The organism is Burkholderia sp. SRS-25, assembly GCF_004343765.1.
Classification (GTDB): domain Bacteria; phylum Pseudomonadota; class Gammaproteobacteria; order Burkholderiales; family Burkholderiaceae; genus Burkholderia; species Burkholderia contaminans.
Window position 1 is genome coordinate 45471 of the sequence record NZ_PTXM01000021.1, and the last position, 24073, is coordinate 69543.

The following is a 24073-nucleotide window of genomic DNA, read 5'->3' on the forward strand; positions in this document are numbered from 1 at the left end:
ACTGAACGGAATCCGACATGATGCGAGTGATTACCGCCAACCTGAACGGCATCCGCTCCGCCGCGAAGAAGGGCTTCTTCGAGTGGCTCGGCGAACAGAACGCCGATTGCGTGTGCGTGCAGGAAATCAAGGTCTCGGCCGATGACCTGCCGGCCGAATTCGTCGAGCCGCACGGCTTCAAGAGCTATTTTCACCACGCCGAGAAGAAGGGCTACAGCGGCGCGGGCGTGTACAGCCGCCGCGAGCCCGATGACGTGATCATCGGCTTCGGCAGCAGCGAATTCGATGCCGAGGGGCGCTACGTCGAGGCGCGCTACGGCAAGCTGTCGGTCGTGTCGGTGTACGTGCCGTCCGGTTCGAGCGGCGAAGAGCGCCAGCAGGCGAAGTACCGCTTCATGGACGAGTTCATGCCGCACCTCGCCGCGCTGAAGAAGAAGCGCGAGGTGATCCTGTGCGGCGACGTGAACATCGTCCACAAGGAAATCGACATCAAGAACTGGAAGAGCAACCAGAAGAACTCGGGCTGCCTGCCGGAAGAGCGCGAGTGGCTCACGAAGCTGTTCGACGACGTCGGCTACGTCGACGTGTTCCGCACGCTCGATCAGCGCCCGGAGCAGTACACGTGGTGGAGCAACCGTGGCCAGGCGTATGCGAAGAACGTCGGGTGGCGGATCGATTACCAGATCGCGACGCCGGGCGTGGCCGGCACCGCGAAAAGCACGTCGATCTTCAAGGACATCAAGTTCAGCGACCACGCGCCGCTGACGGTGGACTACGACTACAAGAAGTGATGTTCCGCGCTGCGCCGCGCGCGCAGCAGCCGGATGCAGAAACGGGCCGCATGTCGAACATGCGGCCCGTTTCGTTTGGGGCGGCGATCGTGCGTATCGCCTTCGGCGCTTACTGCTTGAGCGACGCCATGTCGATCACGAACCGGTACTTCACGTCGCTCTTCAGCATCCGCTCGTAGGCCGCGTTGATCTGCTGCATCGGAATCGTTTCGATATCCGACGTGATACCGTGCTCCGCGCAGAAATCGAGCATTTCCTGCGTTTCCGCGATCCCGCCGATCAGCGAGCCGGCGAGGCGGCGGCGCTTGAAGATCAGGTTGAACACCTGCGGCGACGGATGGTCATGCTCCGGCGCGCCGACCAGCGTCATCGTGCCGTCGCGCTTCAGCAGATGCAGGAACGGGTTCAGGTCGTGCTGCGCGGCGACCGTGTTCAGGATGAAGTCGAAGCTGTTCAGGTGCGCGTTCATCTGCGCTTCGTCCTTCGAGATCACGACTTCGTGCGCGCCGACCCGCTTGCCGTCCTCGATCTTCGACGGCGACGTGGTGAACAGCACGACGTGCGCACCCATTGCGCGCGCCAGCTTCACGCCCATGTGGCCGAGGCCGCCGAGCCCGACGATGCCGACCTTCTTGCCGGGGCCGACATTCCACTGCCGCAGCGGCGAGTAGGTCGTGATCCCCGCGCAAAGCAACGGCGCGGCACCGGCCGGGTCGAGCGTCTCGGGTACGCGCAGCACGAATGCCTCGTCGACGACGAGCTGCGTCGAATAGCCGCCGAACGTGATGTCGCCGGTCACGCGATCCTGGCCGTTGTAGGTGCCGACGAAGCCGTTCTCGCAATATTGCTCGAGGCCGTCGGCGCAGCTCGGGCAGGTGCGGCACGAATCGACGAGGCAGCCGACGCCGACCAGTTCGCCGACCTTGAAGCGCGTCACCTCCGGGCCGGTCGCGGTCACGCGGCCGACGATTTCATGGCCCGGCACGACCGGATAGATCGTGTTGCGCCATTCGTTGCGGGCCTGGTGCAGGTCCGAGTGGCAGACGCCGCAGTAGAGGACGTCGATCTGGACGTCGAGGTCGCGCAGTGCGCGACGCTGGAATTCGAACGGGGCGAGCGGCGAGCGCGAATCGGTCGCTGCGTAGGCATAGGTAGTGCTCATGCGATGGGCTCCTTGTCCGGAAAGCATCCGGCGAAACAGACTGCCGTCGCATCATGTGGCGATGCGGCGAGGCAGGACGTCATCGTAAGGAGCGCGGCGCCGCAGTGAAATACACGAAGGTCTGGAAGATTTGCCTATTCCTCTCGAACTGCGTGCAAACAGCCGTCAAAACGCATTCAAGGTGCTACATTGCGAGCCAGATTCTCTTGCCGGACAGGACCGCACAGATGAGCTTCGAGCCCCTTTTCACCGACTCGGGCGACCGGATGCAGCGCCGCATGGTCGAGTTGCATACGCGCCTCGCGCCGAACGAGGGGGACACGCTCGCGGCGATCGACGGCGTGCGCTTCATCCGCGTGAGCCGTCCGGCGCCGCGCATGCCCGTGCTGTACGAGCCGAGCATCATCGTCGTGTGCCAGGGGCGCAAGCTCGGCTATCTCGGCGAGCGCTCGTTCGTGTACGACGCGCAGCAGTACCTCGTGCTGTCGGTACCGCTGCCGTTCGAATGCGAGACTTTCGCGAGCCAGGACGAGCCATTTCTCGCGATCTCGATCCGCGTCGATCTCGCGGTGATCGCCGAGCTTGCGATCCTGCTCGACGAGACGCTCGGCGCAGCCGTCAGCGAGCCGCTCGGCGTCTATTCGACGCTGCTCGATGCGCCGCTGGCGGATGCCGTGCTGCGGCTGCTCGAAGCGCTCGCGTCGCCGCACGACACGCGCGTGCTGGGCCCCGCGATCATGCGGGAGATCGCGTATCGGGTGCTGACGGGCGAGCAGGGTGACGCGATCCGCGCGGCGCTCGTCCAGCAGCATCACTTCGGCCGCATCGCGAAGGCGCTGCGGCGCATCCATGCCGACCTGAAAGCCGATCTCGACGTCGAGACGCTCGCGCGCGAGGCGGGGATGAGCCTCGCGGTGTTCCATGCGCAGTTCAAGCACGTGACGGCGACGTCGCCGATGCAGTACGTGAAGGCCGCTCGGCTGCACCAGGCGCGGCTGATGATGGTGCAGGACGGGGTCGGCGCCGGCGCGGCGGCCGCACGCGTCGGCTATGCGAGCGCGTCGCAGTTCAGCCGCGAGTTCAAGCGACTGTTCGGCCGCAGCCCGGGTGACGAGGTGCGCTGGATGCGTGAGAGCGGAAGCCGGCCGGTTGGCGATCGGGCTGCGATCGACCTGACGACCTGAGCGAACGGCGGCGCGCAGCGGCGGTGCCACGCATGGGGAAGCGGTGTGCAGCGCTGCCGCGTGCTCAGCGCCGCACGACCTTGCGACGCTGTGCGCTGATGCCCGCGTAGTCGGGCAGCGTGTCGACACGCTTGCCCACGGCCTTCGCGTACAGCGGCATGAGATCCGGCAGGCGGTTCAGCAGGTCCTGGCGGCGGGCGGTGCTGTACGGGTGCGTATAGATGAAGCCCGTCGCCTTGTTCCCGCGCGTCGCGACCGCGAGCTTGTCCCACAGCGTGATCGCCGCGCGGGGATCGAAGCCCGCACGTGCGGCGATGTCGCCGCCGATCACGTCGGCCTCGGTCTCGTCGGTCGGGTCGTAGTGAAGCGACTGCAGGCGTTCGCCGAGGTTCAGTGCCTGCGGCAGCGGCTCGCCGACACCGAACAGCGGTGGCAGCGCGGCCGCGCGCAGCGACGTCTGCGAGGTCGCGCTGAAGTTGCTGCGCGCATGTTCGCGCAGCGCATGCGCGATGCCGTGCGCGAGCAGCACGCCGAGTTCGTCGTCGTTCAGGCGGACGCGGTCGAGCAGGCCGCCGTACACGAGCACCTTGCCGCCCGGCAGGCAGGTCAGGCGAATGTCGCGCGAGCGGATCGCGTTGACGTCCCACGCCCAGCTCTTCACACGGTCGTTCCATTTCACCGAATACGGCGCGAGCTTCGCGACGATCGCGCGCAGGCGCTTCACGCGCGGCTGGTTCGCGGGCAGCAGGCGATTGCTGTCGGCGGCGGCCTGCACGATCTGCGCGTATTCGTTCGCGGTGAGCTGCTCGAGCAGCGGCGACGGAATCAGCGTGCGGAAGGCAATGGCGTCGCCGTAACGGACCTGCTGCGATGACTGCGCATAAGCTTTCGTCGACGCGGTGGCGCCGGTCGGCTGCGCGGGTTCGGCCGTGGCTGGCTGAGCGGGGGCGGCGGGCGTTGAATTCGCCGGCGGCGAAGCCGGTGCCGCGGCCGGTGCGGAACCCGCGGCGGTGGCCGCGGACGTGCCGGCGTCGGTCGCATGGGCGAACCCCGCGGCAAGCGCCGCAGCACCGACGCTCAACGAAGCCGCAACACGTGCGAGGCGATGCAGGCCGTTACTGCGCACGGCTGGCCTCGCCGTTGCGTGCGGTCCCGTTCCACGGCGCGATCTTGAACAGCAGCAGCATGCCGGGAATCGCGAGCGCGGTGCACACGATGAAGTAGTCGAACCAGCCGATCTTCGCGACGATGAAGCCGCTCGCGGCCGATGCGAGCGTGCGCGGCACCGACGCGAGGCTCGTGAACAGCGCGAACTGCGTGGCCGTATAGCGCGGGTCGGTCGTGCTCGCGATGTATGCAACGAACGCGGCCATCGTCAGGCCCGTCGTGAAGGTTTCGAAGCCATAGACGAGCGCGAGTGCAACGGTCATCGGGCTGAATTGCGGCGTGACGGCCATGCCGAATACCGACAGCACCGACGCGATCGCATGGCTCGTCGACACGGTGAAGTCGTAGAGCATCGCGAGCACGGGCGAACCGGGGCCGAGCTGCGCGAGCCACGCGAAGCCGAGCGTCGACACCATCTGCAGCGCGCCGAAGATCCATAGCCCGCGGCCGATGCCGATCTTCACGAGCCAGATGCCGCCGATGATGCCGCCGGCGACGCTCGCGACGAGCGCGGTGGTTTTTGCGACGATGCCGATCTCGGTGCGAGAGAAGCCGATGTCGAGGAAGAACGACGTCGACAGCGTGGTGGCCATCGTGTCGCCGATCTTGAACAGGAAAATGAACGCGATGACGAGCAGCGCGCCGGCCCAGCCGTCGCGCTGGATGAATTCGCGGAACGGCAGCACGATCGCGTCGCGCAGGTTGCGCGGCGGCGCGCCGACCACTTCGGGCTCGCGCACGACGAGCGTCATCAGGATGCCCGGCAGCATGAACGCGCCGGTGAGCGCGAACACGACGTCCCACGGGAGGTGATCGGACAGGATCAGTGCCAGCGAGCCGGGGATCAGCGCGGCGAGCTTGTACGCGTTCACGTGGATGGCGTTGCCGAGGCCCTGCTCGGTGTCGCGCAGCAACTCGCGGCGGTAGGCGTCGATCACGATGTCGGCGCTCGCGCCGAAGAACGCGACGAGCGTGGTGAGCGCGGCCACCGTCCAGATCGAGTCGCGCGGCGACACGAAGCCGAGTGCGGCGATCGCGCCCGCCACCAGCAGCTGCGTGAGCAGCAGCCAGCCGCGCCGGCGGCCCGGCCGCCAGCCGGGCAGGCGCGGGACGTAGCGGTCCATCAGCGGCGCCCACAGGAACTTCCACGTGTACGGGAACTGGATCAGCGCGAACAGGCCGATTTCCTTCAGGTTCACGCCCTCGGAGCGCAGCCATGCCTGCACGAGGTAGACGAGCGTGAAGAGGGGCAGACCCGACGTGAAACCGAGGAACACGCAGATCAGCATGTGCGTGTTCAGGTAGGCTCGCCAGCCGGGGTGATCCTCGTGAGCGGTGAGTGCGGGCGCCTCGTGTGGCGTTTTCGACATGGAATGGAACTGGATAGCGTTGACCGATGGCGGCGACAGCGCGGGCGGCGGCGCGGGTAGCGCTGCGGCGCGGCTGCACGTGCGTGCGGGCCGACGGCGTCCGTCAACGGCTCCCCGGCTCAGCTGCGCTTGACGCGGTAGACAGCAAGACTACCACGCCAGTTCGCTCCCCATCGAATCGGTTGGCCTTCGTGCAGCACGACGCGGTCGAGGATCGTCACGCCGACTTCGGGCGCGAGCGCCTCGAAATCCTCGATCGTCAGCACCCGCACGTTCGGCGTGTTGTGCCACTGGTAAGGCAGCGCCTTGGACACCGGCATCCGGCCGTTCAGCACCGACAGCCGGTGCGGCCAGTAGCCGAAATTCGGGAACGACACGATGCATTCGCGCCCGACCCGCGCGGTTTCGCGCAGGATCGCGGCCGTCTGGTGGATCGTTTGCAACGTCTGCGACAGGATCGCGATGTCGAAGCTGTGGTCCTCGAACAGCCGCAGGCCGTCTTCCAGGTTCTGCTGGATCACGTTGATGCCGTTCTTCGCGCTCGCGAGCACGCCCGCGTCGTTCAGCTCGATCCCGTAGCCGGTCACGTCCAGCTCCTCCATCAGCAGTGCGAGCAGCGAGCCGTCGCCGCAGCCGAGGTCGAGCACCGTCGAACGCGGTTCGACCCAGCGCGCGATCGTGCGGAAGTCCGCGCGCGCGGACAGGGAATTCAGCGCTTGCTGGTTCATGCACCCACCTCGATGGCGATTCGTTCGTAATACGCGCGGATCAGGTTGTGATAGCGCGCGTCGTCGAGCAGGAACGCGTCGTGGCCGTGAGGCGCGTCGATTTCCGCGTAACTGACCGTGCGCTTGTTGTCGAGCAGCGCCTTCACGATCTCGCGCGAGCGGGCCGGCGCGAAACGCCAGTCGGTCGAGAAGCTCGCGATCAGGTATTTCGCCTGCGTGTGCGCGAGTGCGGCCGTCAGGTTGCCGTCGAACGCCTTCGCCGGGTCGAAGTAGTCGAGCGCGCGCGTGATCAGCAGGTACGTGTTCGCGTCGAAGTAGTCGGCGAACTTGTCGCCCTGGTAGCGCAGGTACGACTCGACCTCGAACTCGACGTCGAAGCTGAAGTTGTAGGCGTCGAGCGCGCCGTCGGCGCGGCGCAGCGCACGGCCGAATTTCTCGGCCATGTCGTCGTCGGACAGGTATGTGATGTGGCCGATCATCCGCGCGACGCGCAGGCCGCGCTTCGGCTTCACGCCGTGCGCGTAGTAGTCGCCGCCATGGAAGTCGGGATCGGAGAGGATCGCCGAGCGCGCGACCTCGTTGAACGCGATGTTCTGCGCGGACAGCTTCGGCGTCGACGCGATGTCGATGCAGTGCGCGACGCGCTCCGGATACATCAGGCTCCACGCGAGCGCCTGCATCCCGCCGAGGCTGCCGCCCATCACGGCGGCGAAGCGCTCGATGCCGAATGCGTCGGCGACGCGCGCCTGCGCGTGCACCCAGTCCTCGACGGTGACGACCGGAAACTTCGCGCCGTACGGCTTGCCGGTCGACGGATCGATGCTCATCGGGCCGGTCGAGCCGAAACACGAGCCGAGATTGTTCACGCCGATCACGAAGAAGCGGTTGGTGTCGAGCGGCTTGCCCGGGCCGACCATGTTGTCCCACCAGCCGGTGCTGCGCGGATCGTCCGCGTAGACGCCGGCGACGTGATGCGACGCGTTGAGCGCGTGGCAGACGAGCACCGCGTTCGAGCGCGCGGCGTTGAGTTCGCCGTACGTCTCGACGACGAGCTGATAGTTGCCGATCACGCTGCCGCTTTGCAAGCGCAGCGGTTCGGCGAAGTGCATGGTCTGTGGAGCGACGATGCCGATCGATTCCATTCGTTCCGCCTTATGACTGGGCAGCTAAATGGTGTCGGCGATGCGCGGAGTCGGAGGTGCGCGGCTGACGACCTCTTTAGCCGCATTTGTAGTGAACCGCCGGGACGAGGACGAATCAAGGCCCTGGCTGGTTCGCGCGCCCGCAATCGAGTCAGCAAATCGGCGCGTTCTGGCTGCCGCCCGAGGGGCACGACAGTCGGCAAAGTATAGCGGATTTTTCCGGCGAGCGAACGGTCCGGCATACCGCGTTCGGACAGGGTGCCGACGCATGCCGTATGGCACCGCTGTCCAGCGAGACGCGTTTTTTAATACAGGAAATATCGAATTATTGGATGCGTTCGGTGACAGAGTAAATCCTTCAAATTCTGTAACATTTATTCAATATGAAAAGAAATTCGTACTAGTTCCAAATTTATTTGGGCGCATTTAGTTCGCGTCCTGTTTTTGGGATGAGGACATGTCAATAGAGTTTCAACCAGCTTTCAGTATCCGGTTGAAACGCGCGATTCCGCAGCGCTGTCGACATGATCGTCCGCCTGTGTTCATGCGATTTCTCAGAATGCACGTTTCGCATTTCTTTCCGGAAAGCCGTAAGCGTTGAGCTACTTATCACCGCTCTCGCCGAGTCGCCGTATCGATATGGCTATTTAAAGCCGATGCGCGCGTCGCGGAGAGGTTTACCAAAGGAAAAGGTTCGTATGAACAAGTCGTATCGTGTCGTGTGGAACGCCTCGACCAGCACTTGGTGCGCGGCATCGGAAATTGCACGCGGGCGCTCGAAATCATCGCGCTCGGCGAAATCGAAAATCGCGGCGGCCACTGCGCTGGTCGTTGCCTCCATGGGGTCCGCGTATGCGGATGAAAGCGAGCCGGTGGACCCGACGGTCGACGATCCGGTTCGTGTGAGCGAAGCGAAGCCGAGTGATCCGGAGATCCTGAAGCGGGATGTGCCCACCACCCGGATCGTCGTGCCGGACACCAAAGCGTATGTGCAGATCAATACGCGGGAAGGTTCGAGCGGCGCGTCGGCGTTGGGCGAGGAGTCGATCGCGATTGGCTCCGGCGCGAGCACGCGCCCGGGTACGTCGGCTCTCGGCGGTGCGGTGGCGGTCGGTAACAGAGCGGCGGCAGTGGGCGATGGTGTCGCGCTTGGTGCCAACGCAGCCGCAACGGGCGACCTAGGTTCGCTTGCGCTGGGAAGCGGTTCCAGCGCGACCGGCACATCGTCGATCGCAGTCGGCTACGGGTCACGGGCAAGCGGTTCTGGCGCCTATGCGCTCGGTCGGACGTCGGAAGCATCGGCGCTATCGGCGTTGGCGATTGGCGAGTCCGCGAGGGCGACGCGGGAGGGCACGACGGCGATCGGCTATCAGACTGTGGTGGATGCGGATGATGCGCTGGCACTCGGTGCGTATTCGGAAGCGCACCGTAATCAGACGGTATCGGTCGGTACCGCCGGTTTCGAGCGCCAGATCGTCAACGTCGGTCGCGGCACGCAGGCGACTGACGCCGTCAACATTGCGCAGCTCAAGGACGTGACCGCCACGCTGGGCGGCGAGGCTACCGTCGACGCGAACGGCAACATCAAGAAGCCGGCCTACACGATCGGCAGCAAGACCTACGACAACGTCGGCGACGCGCTGAAGGCGGCGTCGGCATCGGGCGGCGGGTCGGAGAACGCGGTGGAGTACGACTCCACGGCGAAGAACTCGGTCACCCTCGGCGGTACCGATGCGGCCGCGGTCAAGCTCACCAACGTGCGCGCGGCCACGCTTTCGTCGAACAGCACGGACGCCGTCAACGGCGCGCAACTGTTCGCGACCAACAACCGCGTGACCAAGGTCGAGCAGTCGCTGAACGACAGCGGCCTGATCGATCCGTCGACCGGCGAATCGCTCGCGGTCGTGTACCGGGATGCGACGAAGAGCACCGTTGCGCTGGGCGGCACGGGCGGTACGACCATCACGAACGTGAAGGCCGGCAAGGTCACGTCGACCAGCAAGGACGCCGTGAACGGCGGTCAGTTGTACGATGTATCGTCGAGCGTCGCATCCGCACTCGGCGGTCAATCGGCTGTCAACGCGGACGGCACTGTGTCGACGCCGACCTACAAGGTCGGCGACAAGACCTACAACAACGTCGGCGACGCACTTCAGGCTGCGGCTTCTTCGGGCGGCGCCGGCGGCGACGATACGAACGCAGTGCACTACGACAGCACGAGCAAGTCCAGTGTGACGCTGGGCGGCACGGGGGCAACGAAGCCGGTCTCGCTGAAGAACGTCGCGACGGGCACGGCCGCAACCGACGCCGTCAACGTGGCCCAGCTCCAGGGCGGCCTGAGCGACGTCAAGGACGAGATCAAGAAGGACCTCGGCGACGGCACGCTCGACATGAAGTACATCAAGGTCCGGGCCACGGGCATGCAGGCCAGTGCGCTCGGCAAGAACAGCGTGGCGATCGGCTCGCAGGCGAGTGCGACGAACGTCGATACGCTGGCGATCGGTTCGGGGGCTCGCGCTTCGGGCGTCGGCTCGGTCGCCATCGGCGTCAACTCGGTCGCCACGGGCGCCAATACCGTGTCGATCGGTGACGTAGGTGCGACGCGCCGGATCGTCAACGTCAGCGATGGCGTCGACGAAACCGATGCCGTCACCATGAAGCAACTGACCGATGCGATGCACACCGCCAATACGAAGTTCGACACGAAGATGACGCGGATGACGCGTGACGTCGAATCGAAGCCGGGCAGCTTCATCGCGATCGAAGGGTTGGGTGCGGATGGCAGCATAGCAAACATTGCATCGATGAACGGCCGCGATCCGAAGTTGGGCACGGCCGCCGCGATCGGCGTGGCAGCTGGCGCAGGCGGGCTCAATGCGGTCGCGGTCGGTTTGCAGGCTGTCGCGAGTTCGGACAACGCGGTGGCGATCGGCAGTATTGCCCAGACGGGCGTTGACCACCCGTATTCGGTCGCGATCGGCAGCAATGTTACGACGAACGGCGCAGGCGCGTTGGCGATCGGTTCTCGAGCAAAGGCCAATGCCGAAAACGCGGTCGCGCTCGGCAACAATAAGGTGGCAGCCGTGGGCAAGAGCTCGATCGCGATCGGCGACGCCGCGATGACAGCGGCGGGTACCGTGAACAGCGTTGCGATGGGCAAGTCTGCGAACATCGCGCAAAACGTCACGGATGCCATTGCACTGGGTGCCAACGCGAGTGTGGCGTCGGGCAATAACGGCGGCATTGCACTGGGCGCCAATTCTGTTGCCGATCGCGGCAATGCACTCTCCGTGGGATCGAATTCGCTCCAGCGCCAGATCGTCAACGTCGCAAAGGGTACTAAAAACAACGATGCGGTGAACGTGAGCCAGTTGACGGGCGTGACGAATGCGCTCGGTGGTGGCGCGGGCATCGAGACCGATGGCACCGTCAAGGCACCGACTTACAAGGTCGGCGACACGACGTACAACAACGTCGGCGACGCACTGGACGCGATGGCGAAGAACGGTGGCTCCGACCCGAACGCCGTCGCGTACGACAGCGCGACGAAGGACAAGGTGACGCTGGCCGGCACGACTGGCACGACGCTGTCGAACGTGGCGGCCGGCAAGGCCGATATGGACGCGGTGAACGTGTCGCAACTGAAGTCGTCGGGCCTGATCGGCGAAGACGGCAAGTCGATCGCCGCGGTGACGTACGACAAGAAGGCGGATGGCACGGCGAACTACAACTCGGTGACGCTGGGCGGCGGGAAGTCGACGAGCCCGGTGACGCTGTCGAACGTTGCACAGGGCAAGGCCGGCACGGACGCGGTGAACGTCGATCAACTGACGAAGGCGATCAGCGACGTGGAGGGCGGCATGAACCCGCTGGCGGTGTCGTACGACACCGTGGCGAAGGACAAGGTGACGCTGGCCGGTGGCAAGACGGGCACGACGCTGTCGAACGTGGCGGCCGGCAAGGCCGACACGGACGCGGTGAACGTGTCGCAACTGAAGTCGTCGGGCCTCGTTGGCGAGGACGGCAAGTCGCTTGCGGCAATCACGTACGACAAGAACACGGACGGCACGCCGAACTACAAGTCGGCGACGCTGGCCGGTGAAGGCGGCACGAAGCTGACGAACGTGAAGGCTGCCGAACTGTCGGCGACGAGCACGGACGCGGTGAACGGCTCGCAACTGTTCTCGACGAATGAGAACCTGGGCAACCTGAAGGACGCGCTGACGGATGGCGGCGTCCTCGACAAGACGACGGGCGAATCGCTGGCGGTGGTGTACGACAGCACGTCGAAGGACAAGGTGACGCTGGCGGGCAAGACGGGCACGACGTTGTCGAACGTGGCGGCGGGCAAGGCCGACCTGGATGCGGTGAACGTGTCGCAACTGAAGTCGTCGGGCCTGATCGGCGAAGACGGCAAGTCGATTGCCGCGGTGACGTACGACAAGAAGACCGATGGCACGCCGAACTACAACTCGGTGACGCTGGGCGGCGGGAAGTCGACGGGTCCGGTGACGCTGTCGAACGTTGCGCAAGGCAAGGCCAACACGGACGCGGTGAACGTCGAGCAACTGACGAAGGCGATCAGCGAGGTCGAAGGCGGCATGAACCCGCTGGCGGTGTCGTACGACACCGTGGCGAAGGACAAGGTGACGCTGGCCGGTGGCAAGACGGGCACGACGCTGTCGAACGTGGCGGCTGGCAAGGCCGACACGGACGCGGTGAACGTGTCGCAACTGAAGTCGTCGGGCCTCGTTGGCGAGGACGGCAAGTCGCTTGCCGCAATCACGTACGACAAGAACGCGGACGGTACGCCGAACTACAAGTCGGCAACGCTCGCCGGTGAAGGCGGCACGAAGCTGTCGAACGTGGCGGCGGGCAAGGCCGACCTGGATGCGGTGAACGTGTCGCAACTGAAGTCGTCGGGCCTCGTTGGCGAGGACGGCAAGTCGCTTGCGGCAATCACGTACGACAAGAACGCGGACGGCACGCCGAACTACAAGTCGGCAACGCTGGCCGGTGAAGGTGGCACGAAGCTGACGAACGTGAAGGCAGCCGAACTGTCGGCGACGAGCACGGACGCGGTGAACGGCTCGCAACTGTTCGCGACGAACGAGAACCTGGGCAACCTGAAGGACGCGCTGACGGATGGCGGCGTCCTCGACAAGACGACCGGTGAATCGCTGGCGGTGGTGTACGACAGCACGTCGAAGGACAAGGTGACGCTGGCCGGCAAGACGGGCACGACGCTGTCGAACGTGAAGGCCGGTACGGCGGATCTGGATGCGGTGAACGTGTCTCAGCTGAAGTCGTCGGGCCTGATCGGCGAAGACGGCAAGTCGATCGCCGCGGTGACGTACGACAAGAAGGCGGATGGCACGGCGAACTACAACTCGGTGACGCTGGGCGGCGGGAAGTCGACGAGCCCGGTGACGCTGTCGAACGTTGCACAGGGCAAGGCCGGCACGGACGCGGTGAACGTCGATCAACTGACGAAGGCGATCAGCGACGTGGAAGGCGGCATGAACCCGCTGGCGGTGTCGTACGACACCGTGGCGAAGGACAAGGTGACGCTGACCGGCGAGAAGGGCGCGACGCTGACGAACCTGAACGCGGGCAAGGTGAGCGCGGACAGCAAGGACGCAGTCAACGGTTCGCAGCTGTACGGCACGGCGAAGAGCGTGGCGGATGCGCTGGGTGGTGGCTCGACGGTGGACGAAAACGGCAAGGTGAAAGCGCCGACGTACACGCTGGTCGATCCGGCGGACGATACGAAGAAGGTCGATTACCACACGGTAGGCGATGCGCTGGAGAACCTGGATGGTCGTGTGGCGAGCAACACGGGCGACATCACGAACATCAAGAACCAGTTCACGAACACGGGTCTGGTGGACAGTGATGGCGACACGCGTGCTGCGGTGACGTACGACAAGAACACGGACGGCACGCCGAACTACAAGTCGGCGACGCTGGCGGGTAAAGGCGGCACGAAGCTGACGAACGTGGCGGCCGGTACGGCGGATATGGACGCGGTGAACGTGTCGCAACTGAAGTCGTCGGGCCTCGTTGGCGAGGACGGCAAGTCGCTTGCTGCAATCACGTACGACAAGAACGCGGACGGCACGCCGAACTACAAGTCGGCAACGCTGGCGGGTGACGGCGGCACGAAGCTGACGAACGTGAAGGCTGCCGAACTGTCGGCGACGAGCACGGATGCGGTGAACGGCTCGCAACTGTTCGCGACGAACGAGAACCTGGGCAACCTGAAGGATGCGCTGACGGATGGTGGCGTCCTCGACAAGACGACCGGTGAATCGCTGGCGGTGGTGTACGACAGCACGTCGAAGGACAAGGTGACGCTGGCGGGCAAGACGGGCACGACGCTGTCGAACGTGGCGGCGGGCAAAGCCGACCTGGACGCGGTGAACGTGTCGCAGCTGAAGTCGTCGGGCCTGATCGGCGAAGACGGCAAGTCGATTGCCGCGGTGACGTACGACAAGAACGCGGACGGCACGCCGAACTACAACTCGGTGACGCTGGGTGGCGGGAAGTCGACGAGCCCGGTGACGCTGTCGAACGTGGCGAAGGGCAAGGCCGGTACGGACGCGGTGAACGTCGATCAACTGACGGACGCACTCCGCGACGTGGAAGGCGGCATGAATCCGTTGGCCGTGGCCTATGACAGCGCGAAGAAGGACAAGGTGACGCTGACGGGCGAAGGCGGTACGACGCTGTCGAACGTGGCGGCCGGCAAGGCCGACACGGACGCGGTGAACGTGTCGCAACTGAAGTCGTCGGGCCTCGTCGGCGAGGACGGCAAGTCGCTTGCCGCAATCACGTACGACAAGAACGCGGACGGCACGCCGAATTACAAGTCGGCGACGCTGGCGGGCGAAGGCGGTACGAAGTTGTCGAACGTGAAGGCCGGTACGGCCGACATGGACGCGGTGAACGTGTCGCAACTGAAGTCGTCGGGCCTGATCGGCGAGGACGGCAAGACGCTGGCTGCAATCACCTACGACAAGAACGCGGACGGTACGCCGAACTACAAGTCGGCAACGCTGGCCGGTGAAGGTGGTACGACGCTGTCGAACGTGAAGGCCGGCAAGGCCGACATGGACGCGGTGAACGTTGCGCAACTGAAGTCGTCGGGCCTCGTTGGCGAAGATGGCAAATCGCGTGCCGCAGTGACGTACGACAAGAACGCAGACGGCACACCGAACTACAAGTCGGCGACGCTGGCTGGCGTTGGTGGCACGACGCTGTCGAACGTGAAGGCCGGTACGGCGGACATGGACGCGGTCAACGTGTCGCAGCTGAAGTCGTCGGGCTTGATCGGCGAGGATGGCAAGACGCTGGCTGCAATCACCTACGACAAGAAAGCGGACGGTACGCCGAACTACAAGTCGGCGACGCTGGCTGGCGAAGGTGGTACGAAGCTGTCGAACGTGGCGGCCGGTACGGCGGACGCGGACGCGGTGAACGTGTCGCAACTGAAATCGTCGGGCCTGATCGGTGAAGACGGCAAGTCGGTTGCCGCGGTGACGTACGACAAGAAGGCAGACGGTACGCCGAACTACAAGTCGGCGACGCTGGCGGGTGAAGGCGGTACGACGCTGGCGAACGTGGCAGCCGGTAAGGCTGACCGCGATGCGGTGAACGTGTCGCAGTTGAAGTCGTCGGGCTTGATCGGCGACGACGGCAAGTCGGTGGCCGCGGTGACGTACGACAAGAACGCGGACGGTACGCCGAACTTCAAGTCGGCGACGCTGGCGGGTGAAGGCGGTACGACGCTGGCGAACGTGGCAGCCGGCAAGGCTGACCGCGATGCGGTGAACGTGTCGCAGTTGAAGTCGTCGGGCTTGATCGGAGACGACGGCAAGTCGGTGGCCGCGGTGACGTACGACAAGAACGCAGACGGTACGCCGAACTACAAGTCGGCGACGCTGGCGGGCGTTGGCGGCACGACGCTGTCGAACGTTGCGGACGGCAAGGCTGACAAGGACGCGGTGAACGTGTCGCAACTGAAGTCGTCAGGCCTGATCGGCGAAGACGGCAAGTCGATTGCCGCGGTGACGTACGACAAGAACGCGGACGGCACGCCGAACTACAAGTCGGCGACGCTGGCGGGCGACGGCGGTACGAAGCTGTCGAACGTGGCGGCTGGCAAGGCCGACCTGGACGCAGTGAACGTATCGCAGCTGAAGTCGTCGGGCCTGATCGGGGAGGACGGCAAGTCGATCACCGCAGTGACGTACGACAAAAATACGGACGGCACGGCGAACCGTGAATCGGTGACGCTCGCGGGCAAGTCGGGCACGAAGCTGACGAACGTGAAAGCGGCTGAGCTGTCGGCCACGAGCACGGACGCAGTGAATGGCTCGCAATTGTTCGCGACGAACGAGAGCCTGGGCGATCTGAAGGACGCGTTGAAGGATGGTGGCGTCATCGACGAAACGACCGGCGAATCGCTGGCGGTGGTGTACGACAGCACGTCGAAGGACAAGGTGACGCTGGCCGGCGGCAAGACGGGCACGACACTGTCGAACGTGAAGGCCGGTACGGCGGATCTTGACGCAGTGAACGTGTCGCAGCTGAAGTCGTCGGGCCTGATCGGGGAGGACGGCAAGTCAATTGCCGCAGTGACCTACGACAAGAATGCTGACGGCACACCGAACTACAATTCGGTAACGCTGGGCGGCGGGAAGTCGACGGGCCCAGTGACGCTGTCGAATGTGGCCAAGGGCACGGCTGGCACGGATGCAGTGAACGTCGACCAGTTGAACGATCTGGAAGACTCGCTCCTCAATGGCTCGATCAAGCTCAAGTACATCAAGGTCAACTCGGAGGGGGGGCGCGAAGCAATTGCGAGCGTTCCCGAAAGTGTCGCAATCGGTGCGAACGCTTGGGCAACCAGGCCAGGCACGCTGGCCTTGGGATCAGGTTCGCGCGCGAACGGCCTCAACTCCGTTGCAATCGGCTCCAACTCGGTCGCCGACGACGACAACACCGTTGCGGTGGGCAACGTCGGTGAAGAGCGCCGTGTCGTTCACGTCGCAGCTGGTGTCGACGACACCGATGCCGTCAACGTGAAGCAACTGACCGAGGCGATGCATTCCGCGAATACGAAGCTCGACGCGAAGATGACGCGGATGGTGCGCGACGTCGAATCGAAGCCGGGCAGCTTTGTCGCGATCGAAGGGTTGGGTGCGGACGGCAGCATGCCGAACATCGCATCGATGAACGGTCGCGATCCGAAGATGGGCACGGCTGCCGCCATTGGCGTCGGGAGTGGCGCCAGCGGGATCAATTCGATCGCGGTTGGTCTGCAGGCGGTCTCGAATTCGGATCACTCGGTGGCGATCGGCAGCATTGCGCAGACCGGGGTCGAGCAACCGTATGCGGTTGCGATCGGCAGCATGGTCACGACGAACGGCGCAGGCGCATTGGCGATCGGTTCCCGAGCAAGGGCCAATGCCGAAAACGCGGTAGCAGTCGGTAACAATAAGGTGACAGCTGTTGGCAAGAGTTCGATCGCGATAGGTGACGCCGCGACGACGAAGTCCGGCACCGTGAACAGCATCGCTATCGGTACGAACGCGACCGTGCAACAGAACGTCGTGGACGCCATCGCGTTCGGGGCGAACTCGCAGGCGCTGAGATCGAACAGCATCGCGCTGGGTGCCAACTCGATCGCGGATCGTGCGAATGCGCTGTCGATCGGCACGGCAGGCGCCGAACGGCAGATCGTCCATGTCGCGAAGGGTACGCAGAACACCGACGCAGTCAGCCTCGCACAGCTCAAGGGCCTCGCGGACGTGGTCGGCGGCGGGACTGGCTTCGACGCGAACGGCGACGTGACCGCACCGACTTACACGATTGACGGCAAGGAGTACCACAACGTCAACGACGCGCTGCAGGCTGCGGCGAAGAGTGGCAATGACGGCGGCAACGGCACGGATCCGAATGCGGTGGCCTATGACGGCGCGCAGAAGGACAAGGTGACACTGGCCGGTCAGAACGGCACGACGCTGTCGAACGTAGCGGCTGGCAAGGCCGATACGGATGCGGTGAACGTGTCGCAACTGAAGTCCTCGGGCCTGATCGACAAGGACGGCAACGCGGTGGCTGCGATGACGTACGACAAGAACGCGGACGGCACGCCGAACTTCAAGTCCGCGACGCTGACGGGTGAAGGTGGTACGAAGCTGTCGAACGTGGCGGCCGGTACGGCCGACATGGACGCGGTGAACGTGTCGCAGCTGAAGTCGTCGGGCCTGATCGGCGACGACGGCAAGTCGATTGCTGCGGTGACATACGACCGTAAGGCGGACGGCACGACGAACTACGGCTCGGTGTCGCTGGGCGGCGGGAAGTCGGCGGATCCGGTGACGCTGTCGAACGTGGCGAAGGGCAAGGCCGGGACGGACGCGGTGAACGTCGATCAACTGACGGATGCGATCCGCGACGTGGAAGGCGGCATGAACCCGCTGGCGGTCGCTTATGACGCCGTGAGCAAGGACAAGGCGACGTTGGCTGGCCAGAGCGGTACGACGCTGTCGAACGTGAAGGCTGGTACGGCCGACATGGACGCGGTGAACGTATCGCAACTGAAGTCGTCGGGCCTGATCGGCGAGAACGGCAAGGCACTTGCAGCCGTGACCTACGACACGCGTGCCGACGGCACCACGAACTTCGCTTCGGTGACGTTCGGTGGCGTGAACGCCGGCGCTCCGGTCGCACTGCACAACGTTGCTGCCGGCACGGCATCGACGGACGCAGTCAACGTGTCGCAGTTGAAGGGCGTGACCGACATCATCGGCGGTGGTGCAGGCCTCGACGCGGACGGCAAGGTTACCGCGCCGGTCTATAACGTCGACGGCAAGGACTACGCGTCGGTCGGCGATGCCATCAAGGCGCTGGAGCAGCGTGAGGGCGGGAACGGCAACGGTACGAACCCGAACGCAGTCGTCTATGACAACTCCACCAAGGAAGCGGTGACGTTGACTGGTGCGAATGGCACGGTGCTTCGTAACGTCGCCGACGGCTTGCTTGCCGAGAACAGCACCGAGGCGGTCAACGGCCGTCAGGTGAATTTCCTCGCGCAGAGCATTGCGGACAGTCTCGGCGGTGGCGCGAAGTTCGATCCGGTGACGGGCGATATTTCGGCGCCGACGTATGAACTGACTGCGGCGGATGGCATGACGGACACGTACGACAACGTCGGCGATGCGTTCAAGCACATCGACGAGCGTGTGTCGACGCATACGACGCAGATCGAGACGCTGCAGAAGGGTGTCGCGAACGCGGTTCAGTACGACGACGCAACGCATGCCTCCGTCACGCTCGGTGGTGCAGGTGCGGCGCCCGTCACGCTGAAGAACGTCGCGGACGGTGTCGACGAGACCGATGGAGTCAACGTGCGGCAACTGCGCTCGGCCGGCCTGGTTGGTGAAGACGGCAAGCTGCAGTCGGCGGTCGTGTACGACAAGAACGCGGACGGCACGACGAACTACGGTTCGGTGACGCTCGGCGGCGCTGGTGCGGCGGCTCCGGTCGCGCTGCACAACGTAGCGGCCGGCAAGGTCGCGACGGATGCGGTGAACGTCAGCCAGTTGAGTGGCGTGACCGATGCGCTCGGCGGCGGTGCGAAGATCGACGAGGAGACCGGCAAGGTCGTCGCGCCGACCTACAACGTCGGTGGCGACAGCTTCCACAACGCCGGCGATGCACTGAACAACATCGACAACCGGGTCACGCAGATCCAGAACAACCTGGGTGAGGCCACGAAGCTGGTTGGCGCTGTTGCTTACGACAAGAACGGCGACGGCACCGTGAACTTCAACAAGGTGACGCTGGGCAACGGCTTGTCCTCGGGACCGGTGGTGCTGACCAACGTCGCGGACGGCAAGAGCCAGTACGACGCCGTGAACTACGGTCAGTACTCGAAGCTGGAAGGGCGTGTCAACGATATCGACGATCGCCTGACCTCGCTGCCCAAGCCGCCCGCGCCTGGCGACGAGAACGGCAACAACGGCGGCTCGAACGACCTGATCCAGGGCACGGGCGGCAGCGGCAAGGACAAGGCCGACGTCGTCGCCGCGAAACCGGGCAACGGCAACGGCAACATCGCTGTCGGCTCCGGCTCGCAGATCGTGGACGGCAAGAACAACGGCACGGCGATCGGTGCCGGTTCGAAGGTGTCGGCCGACGACGGTACGGCGTTGGGCCATGGTGCGTCCGTATCGTCCAGCGCAACCAACTCGGTCGCACTGGGTAGCGGTTCGAAGGCGACCGAAGCCAATACCGTGTCGATCGGTTCGGACGGCCACGAGCGCCGGCTGGTCAATGTCGCGGACGCCGTGAACAAGACGGATGCCGTCAACAAGGGGCAGCTCGACCGGGCGATCGGCGGGATGCAAGGTCAGATCAACGACATGTCGCGCAATGCCTATTCGGGTATCGCAGCGGCCACGGCGTTGACGATGATTCCGGGCGTCGATCCGGGCAAGACCTTGTCGTTCGGTGTCGCAGGTGCGTCGTACAAGGGCTATCAGGCAGTCGCGATGGGCGGTGAAGCGCGCATCACGGAAAACCTGAAGATGCGTGCCGGCGTCGGCCTCAGCAGCGGCGGCAATACCTTCGGCGTGGGCGCGTCGTATCAGTGGTAAGGCGGTAGCGCGGGCCGTTCGGCCCGCGTCATCACCACGATGCGTGGTCGAGCGGGCGCTTGTTGTCCGTCACGCCACGCATCGCGCCACACGACCGACTTCATTTCCATCCGCCAATTTCCAGGAGTCCGCCTCGCGCGGACCGAATCATCATGAATAAACCACAACACTTCGTCCGTCGGGGTCTGCTCGGCGCATTCGTCGTCCTGCTGAGCGCATGCACGACGCAATCCGGCCCGACGTACACCGTCCGGGCGATCAAGGCACCGGATCAGCCCGGGCCGGTCTTTCGCGTGACTTGCGAGGGGCTGGTAACCAGCGCGCGCTCGTGTGAAGCGGCTGCGCAGAAAATCTGTGCCGGCCAGCCGGTCACGCCGCTGCAGGCCGTCGATCGCGTTCGTCGCGGTGCCGCGATGGGCGATGCGCGCGAATTGACGTTCATGTGCGGTGTACCGCCTCAGGCGCGGGTCGAGCCTCCGGTCGCGCAACCGCAACCGGTCATGCAGCCGCAGCCGGCTGCCCAGCCCATCGCACAGCGTCAGGTGCTGCTGCAAGGCAGCGCGAACTTCGCGTTCGACAGCGCGGCGCTGACGCCGAGCGCACGCCAGGAGCTCAATCGCTTTCTGGACGTGAATCGCGAGGCTCGATTTCGCCGTGTGACCGTCACGGGCTACACCGATTCGCAAGGTGCGCACGCTCATAACGTTCGACTGTCCGAGGCGCGCGCGCGTGCAGTGGTCACGTACCTGCGCACGGGCGGGCTGCAGGCGGAACATTTCACGACCGTCGGCAGGGGCGCGGCAGAGCCGGTCGCCAGCAATGCGACGGCCGAAGGGCGTGCGCAGAACCGGCGAGTCGAAATCGAACTCGAGACGGCATAACGAGCGGGATTGACGGCTCCGCGGTCACCGGTGGCGGTTGCCGTGGAGCGAAGATTGAAAATGTCCGAATGACTCCGGGACATCTTGGACTGATACAGGAAAGTAAAAAAATGGCAGAGCAGAAGGCAACGACGCGACCGTCGCGTCCGACGATCGACACGGTCACCGACAACGTACCGCCACACACCGGCATGATTGAAAATGGCGGGCTGACCAACGACCCGCGCCCGACGGTGAGCGGTCGCGGTGACCCTGGCTCGACGATTCATCTTCTGGTGGACGGGGTCGAGGTCGGAACGGTGGTGGTCGGTGCAAACGGGACATGGAGTTTCGCGCCCACGCAGCCGCTGCACGACGGGCAGTATCGTCTGACGGCGCGAGCGAGCAATGAAGTCGGCATGAGCATCCCGTCGACGTCTTACAGCATTCAGGTGGACGTTACGCCGCCGTCGCAGCCGAAGATCGAATCGGCGACGGAAGGGGCGCAGCCGACGCTGTCGGGCCAGGCGGAAGCGTATTCGACGGTCGCGATCTATGACGGCACGACGCTGCTGGGTACGACGAAGACGGGTATCGACGGCACGTGGACGTTCCAGGTGACGTCGCCCCTGTCGAACGGCACGCATGCACTGACGGTGACGGCAACGGATCCGGCGGGCAATACGAGCGCGCGCTCGGACGGCTTCGACGTGACGGTGGGGCCGGTGACGCCGCCGGTGCCGTTGGCGAAGGCGGTGCTCGACGACATGGGGCACGACAGCGGGAATTTCAATTTTGACCGACTGACGAACGACGGCAAGGGCGGCCGCTTGCTGACGGGCCACCTGATGGGTGCGCTGGCGGCGAACGAGAAAGTGCAGGTGTCGACGGACGGCGGCCGGACGTGGTTTGACGCGGTTATGAAGTCGGACGGCACGTGGATGGTGACCGACCTGAACGAACACGGCGGCAACTGGACGATCCAGACGCGTGTGGTGAATGGCGATGGTGTCACGGGTCCGGTGATGGCGTACGACGTCGAACTGGACACGACGTCACCCGATCACGTGCTGTCGGCGGTTCGCTCGGGGAATGTGATCGACGTCTCGTTCGCCAGCAAGGACATGACGGTCGGCGACGCGATCAACGTGATGATCGGCGATCACCGAGTCTCGTACAACCTGACGGCGGCGGATATCGCGGCAGGGCGCGTGAAGGTGACGATCCCGGCCGGGATCGCTGCGACGATGGACGAGCACACGAGCTACGGTGTCGCGTTGGTCGACCGGGCCGGGAATATTTCCGACTATCTGGTGACGAAATTCGTTGAGAAAAATTCCGAAGGGAACGGAGGTTCCGGGATTTCCTACAAGATAACGGATTTCAATAATGAGGCACCTAGAGAAATCGCCGGCGGGATACCGGTTAACTTTGGCGTGTTCACGGCGGTGCTGTCATATAAACCGACGGTTAACGGGAAGCCGATCGATCAGGGTGTCCGTGTCAAAGGCGGAAGTGGTGCTGATGCCAACGAGGTGGGGTTGGTTTTCAGTTTTAAGGAGTCGCCGAGTTTTTATCTTAATAATGGAGCGCATGCAAAGGCAGTTAGCTTCGACTTGGAAAACCGCTCTAGATACGGGCTGATGGCGCGTTTCTATGACGACGCCGGCAAGCTGATTTTCAAGCAACTTTTGTATAGCTCGGATCTGAACAATCCGTCTGGTGGCGGGCTTCATTCTTATCAGATTGTATTGTCCGATAATCTTCAGTTTTCATCCTTTACGCTCGGATGGTTTGAAAAGAACGAAGGTGCGTTACCGGCGACCGCGACGGCATGGATCGACAATATTGGCTTTTCCGGTGGCAGCTTTGATGGATTGACGCGGACAGCACAAGTCGACTTCAACAATGAAAAACTTAGGGAGATCGCTGGCGGGATACCGGTTAACTTTGGCGTGTTCACAGCGGTGTTGTCAGATAAGCCGACGATTAACGGGAAGCCGATCGATCAGGGTGTCCGTGTCAAAGGCGGAAGTGGTGCTGATGCCAACGAGGTGGGGTTGGTTTTCAGTTTTAAGGAGCCACCGAGGTTTCATCTTAATAATGGAGCGCATGCAAAGGCAGTTAGCTTCGACTTGGACAATCGCTCTGGATACACGCTGATGGTCCGTTTCTATGATGACGCCGGTAAGCTGATTTTCAAACAATTTTTGGATAACTCGGATCTGAACAATCCGTCTGGTGGCGGGCTTCATTCTTATCAGATTGTATTGCCCGATAGTCTTCAGTTTTCATCTTTTACGCTCGGATGGTTTGAAAAGAACGAAGGTGCGTTACCGGCGACCGCGACGGCATGGATCGACAATATTGGCTTCTCTGGCGGCAGCTTTACCACGGCGACCTGGGAAACGGTGACCGAGCTCGTCCCTCCGGCCGATGTGCAACACGTGCTGGCGAGCGCGGATGCAGAGTATTTCGGTTCGGCGAACGGTACGGAATTCCAGCTCGACAACGTGTCGTACTTCACGAACGGGCATGCGGGCCTGCATGGCGGTGCCGGCATCGATACGCTGAAACTCATGGGTGCCGGCCAGACGCTGGATATCTCGAAGCTGCTGAACGTCGGCGGCCACGACAAGATCACGTCGATCGAGATCATCGATATCACCGGTACGGGCAACAACACGCTGAAGCTGTCGATGCGCGACGTGCTGGAACTCGGCCACGAGAACGTGTTCCGAAACGATGGTCACACGCAGTTGATGGTGAACGGCAACGCCGGTGATCGGGTCGAGTTGTCGGGCATGAGTGGCCTTGCTCAGGATGGTGGGTGGGCGAACAAGGGGCTGGTTGCGATCAACGGCCAGGCCTATACGCTGTACGAGAACGCGGCGATGCACGTCGAACTGCTCGTGCAGTCGGCCGTGTCGACCCAACTGACCTGATCCGCAGGCGCGGGTCGGAATCGCGTCGGACCAAGATGCGGTTCCGTCCCGCCGAA

General features: G+C 64.1%; 10 protein-coding genes. 5 read left to right on the plus strand and 5 right to left on the minus strand.

The window, feature by feature from the left end:
- The first annotated feature begins 17 nt into the window (after positions 1–17).
- The gene (locus tag C5O79_RS27825; RefSeq protein WP_046544183.1) at positions 18–791 is read left to right on the plus strand and encodes an exodeoxyribonuclease III; all 774 of its coding nucleotides are present in this window, start codon (positions 18–20) and stop codon (positions 789–791) included.
- 109 nt (positions 792–900) lie between these two features.
- On the opposite strand, the gene C5O79_RS27830 is transcribed toward C5O79_RS27825, so the two are convergent.
- Entirely contained in the window at positions 901–1953 is a 1053-nt protein-coding gene (locus tag C5O79_RS27830) for an NAD(P)-dependent alcohol dehydrogenase (RefSeq protein ID WP_039353813.1), read from the minus strand.
- A 227-nt stretch (positions 1954–2180) separates the two neighbouring features.
- Here C5O79_RS27830 and C5O79_RS27835 point away from each other — a divergent pair, with 227 nt between their 5' ends.
- Positions 2181–3137 (plus strand): AraC family transcriptional regulator, encoded by a 957-nt coding sequence (locus C5O79_RS27835; RefSeq protein WP_131931931.1) that lies wholly within the window; start codon positions 2181–2183, stop codon positions 3135–3137.
- Positions 3138–3201: 64 nt separating this feature from the next.
- Here the strand turns inward: C5O79_RS27835 and C5O79_RS27840 are convergent, their stop codons facing one another.
- The 4 genes from C5O79_RS27840 to C5O79_RS27855 all read right to left on the minus strand — a co-directional run bounded on the left by C5O79_RS27840 (position 3202) and on the right by C5O79_RS27855 (position 7544).
- Positions 3202–4263: a M48 family metallopeptidase gene (locus C5O79_RS27840; RefSeq protein WP_046544185.1), complete on the minus strand. Its 1062-nt coding sequence runs from the start codon at positions 4261–4263 to the stop codon at positions 3202–3204.
- The gene (locus tag C5O79_RS27845; RefSeq protein WP_039353821.1) at positions 4253–5674 is read right to left on the minus strand and encodes an AmpG family muropeptide MFS transporter; all 1422 of its coding nucleotides are present in this window, start codon (positions 5672–5674) and stop codon (positions 4253–4255) included. Before C5O79_RS27845 ends, C5O79_RS27840 begins: the two co-directional genes overlap by 11 nt.
- 119 nt (positions 5675–5793) lie before the next feature.
- Entirely contained in the window at positions 5794–6402 is a 609-nt protein-coding gene (gene metW, locus C5O79_RS27850; RefSeq protein ID WP_011658215.1) for a methionine biosynthesis protein MetW, read from the minus strand.
- Positions 6399–7544: a homoserine O-acetyltransferase gene (locus tag C5O79_RS27855; protein WP_122474448.1), complete on the minus strand. Its 1146-nt coding sequence runs from the start codon at positions 7542–7544 to the stop codon at positions 6399–6401. Before C5O79_RS27855 ends, metW begins: the two co-directional genes overlap by 4 nt.
- 524 nt (positions 7545–8068) lie before the next feature.
- Here C5O79_RS27855 and C5O79_RS27865 point away from each other — a divergent pair.
- The 3 genes from C5O79_RS27865 to C5O79_RS27875 all read left to right on the plus strand — a co-directional run bounded on the left by C5O79_RS27865 (position 8069) and on the right by C5O79_RS27875 (position 24017).
- Positions 8069–20212, plus strand: a complete 12144-nt coding sequence (locus C5O79_RS27865) for a YadA-like family protein (protein ID WP_131931933.1) — start codon at positions 8069–8071, stop codon at positions 20210–20212.
- A 152-nt stretch (positions 20213–20364) separates the two neighbouring features.
- Positions 20365–21093 carry an OmpA family protein gene (locus C5O79_RS27870; protein ID WP_122474446.1) on the plus strand — a complete coding sequence of 243 codons (729 nt, stop codon included), beginning with the start codon at positions 20365–20367 and terminating at the stop codon, positions 21091–21093.
- A gap of 110 nt (positions 21094–21203) precedes the next feature.
- Positions 21204–24017, plus strand: coding sequence for an Ig-like domain-containing protein (locus tag C5O79_RS27875; RefSeq protein ID WP_165935650.1), 2814 nt, complete (start codon positions 21204–21206; stop codon positions 24015–24017).
- Positions 24018–24073 lie beyond the last annotated feature (56 nt).

Excerpts from the sequence above, each read along its gene's own strand:
- C5O79_RS27845 (WP_039353821.1), bottom strand. The coding sequence starts at position 5,674 with ATGTCGAAAACGCCACACGAGGCGCCCGCACTCACCGCTCACGAGGAT.
- C5O79_RS27825 (WP_046544183.1), top strand. The coding sequence starts at position 18 with ATGATGCGAGTGATTACCGCCAACCTGAACGGCATCCGCTCCGCCGCG.
- C5O79_RS27875 (WP_165935650.1), top strand. The coding sequence starts at position 21,204 with ATGGCAGAGCAGAAGGCAACGACGCGACCGTCGCGTCCGACGATCGAC.
- C5O79_RS27830 (WP_039353813.1), bottom strand. The coding sequence starts at position 1,953 with ATGAGCACTACCTATGCCTACGCAGCGACCGATTCGCGCTCGCCGCTC.
- C5O79_RS27835 (WP_131931931.1), top strand. The coding sequence starts at position 2,181 with ATGAGCTTCGAGCCCCTTTTCACCGACTCGGGCGACCGGATGCAGCGC.
- C5O79_RS27870 (WP_122474446.1), top strand. The coding sequence starts at position 20,365 with ATGAATAAACCACAACACTTCGTCCGTCGGGGTCTGCTCGGCGCATTC.
- C5O79_RS27855 (WP_122474448.1), bottom strand. The coding sequence starts at position 7,544 with ATGGAATCGATCGGCATCGTCGCTCCACAGACCATGCACTTCGCCGAA.
- C5O79_RS27865 (WP_131931933.1), top strand. The coding sequence starts at position 8,069 with ATGATCGTCCGCCTGTGTTCATGCGATTTCTCAGAATGCACGTTTCGC.
- metW (WP_011658215.1), bottom strand. The coding sequence starts at position 6,402 with ATGAACCAGCAAGCGCTGAATTCCCTGTCCGCGCGCGCGGACTTCCGC.